General features: G+C 63.0%; 2 protein-coding genes. Both read left to right on the top strand.

The genetic code is table 11. The features are described from left to right. Positions 1-185: 185 nt before the first annotated feature. Positions 186-668 carry a nuclear transport factor 2 family protein gene (locus tag ACESNG_RS21415; RefSeq protein ID WP_373070747.1) on the top strand — a complete coding sequence of 161 codons (483 nt, stop codon included), beginning with the start codon at positions 186-188 and terminating at the stop codon, positions 666-668. A gap of 527 nt (positions 669-1195) precedes the next feature. Beyond that, complete coding sequence (locus ACESNG_RS21410) at positions 1196-1414, top strand: hypothetical protein (protein ID WP_373070745.1); 219 nt, start codon at positions 1196-1198, stop codon at positions 1412-1414. Positions 1415-1540 lie beyond the last annotated feature (126 nt).

Here is a 1540-nt window from a genome sequence, read left to right as displayed (position 1 = left end):
TCCAGCCGGGAAGGTTCAACGTTGTCGGCACCCTGATGGGGTGGTACACCCTCGTCGTCGGGGTGACGGGTCTCCAACTCCTGGGTGCGGAGACATGGGTCTCCCGGTCTTCAACGGAGTGGCACTGGTAACCGCAGTCGTGTTTGTGCACTTGGGTCAGAAGAGAAGCGGAGAGGTCTCCTGACATGTCGGATACGAACGAGATTCGCCTCGCGAAGCTTGAGGCCGCGGAGGAGATCCGGGCCCTGAAGGTAGCGTACGCCGCAGCATGTGACGCCGGCTTTCAGGCAGACGTTCTCGCCGACCTGTTCACCGACGACGCAGTGTGGAGCACCGAGCGGTTCGGAACGTTTAGCGGCCGTGACAGAATCCGAGCATTCTTCGAGGAGGTCTCCTTGACGATCACTTGGGCGAAGCACTTCATGGTCGGGCACACCGTCCACGTTCATGACGACGTCTCAACGGCGCGGGGCACCTGCGAACTCCTTGAGCTCTGTGTCATCGACGGTCAGACAGTGCTGCTGACCGGCCGGTACGAGGACACGTACCGGAAGGCAGGTGGCCGGTGGCGGCACGCCACCGTGGACCTGGCGATGACCGACGTCGGGCTCCTCCTCCCGCACTCCGACACGCCCGTCATGCCAACCGAATCGGCATCTAGCGAATAGACGGACGCGGTGGTCACTCGGTTGGCGCGCCCCCGGCGTCCGCGCCATCCTCATGACCAAACTCCAACACAAGTACCATCACGCACGGTGGTCAACACCGACCACCCAACAACCACCACCCAAAGCCAAGGATCAGACTCGACACGCCACACGCCGCGTGACCCCGATGTCATCCCAACGCCTCGCTACCCAATGTTCACGGAAGACCGCCAGTAGGCCCGTTGGCAGACTGCAGACTCCCTGGCTAATGGCAATGCCGTTAAGTTAGGTGGAGTTGATGGTTGGGTTGGGTGGCCCGTCGGGCTGTGGCCAGCCGGCGTGGTGTGCTCGTTTGACGTGCCATTTGGAGTACTTGCGTTTGATGACTCGCGGGCAGGATCGGTGTCGGCGTTTCGGGTTGAGGCGCCGCAGGAGCTGGATGATTGCTCGTTTCCATCCGTGGTCGCTGTCAGTGCCCGGAGGGGGGAAACCGCGCGCTTGTGACAGCTAGGGCTACCCGCAACGCCCGCCTCGCCGCAGTGCGTTCCTTGTTCAACTTCGCGTCGCTGCGCCATCCCGAACACGCCGAACTCATCGCCCGTGTCCTTGCCATCCAAGCCAAACGCGGCACCCGTGGAATCGTCTGCTTCCTCAACCGACAAGAGACCAACGCATTGCTCAAAGCACCAGATCGCAGCACCCCCACCGGGCGCCGCGACCACCTCATGCTCGCGCTCGACGTGCAGACCGGGGCTAGGCGTGTCTGAACTCACCGGCCTGCGACGATCATCGGTTTGCCTCGGCCACGGCCCCCACGTCCGCGTCGAAGGCAAAGGGGCTCTTCGGATCTGGGTGTGAGTTCGGGTTGTTGAGGTAGGTCCCAGGCGCGACAC

The sequence above is a fragment of the Gemmatimonas sp. genome (assembly GCF_041689975.1).
GTDB lineage: Bacteria > Gemmatimonadota > Gemmatimonadetes > Gemmatimonadales > Gemmatimonadaceae > Gemmatimonas.
The sequence above is the reverse complement of the archived record's forward strand: the minus strand, read 5'-3'. Positions and strand labels throughout refer to the sequence as shown.

Bases quoted from the DNA above. Each gene is read 5' to 3' on its own strand.
- ACESNG_RS21415 (WP_373070747.1), top strand. From the start codon at position 186: ATGTCGGATACGAACGAGATTCGCCTCGCGAAGCTTGAGGCCGCGGAG.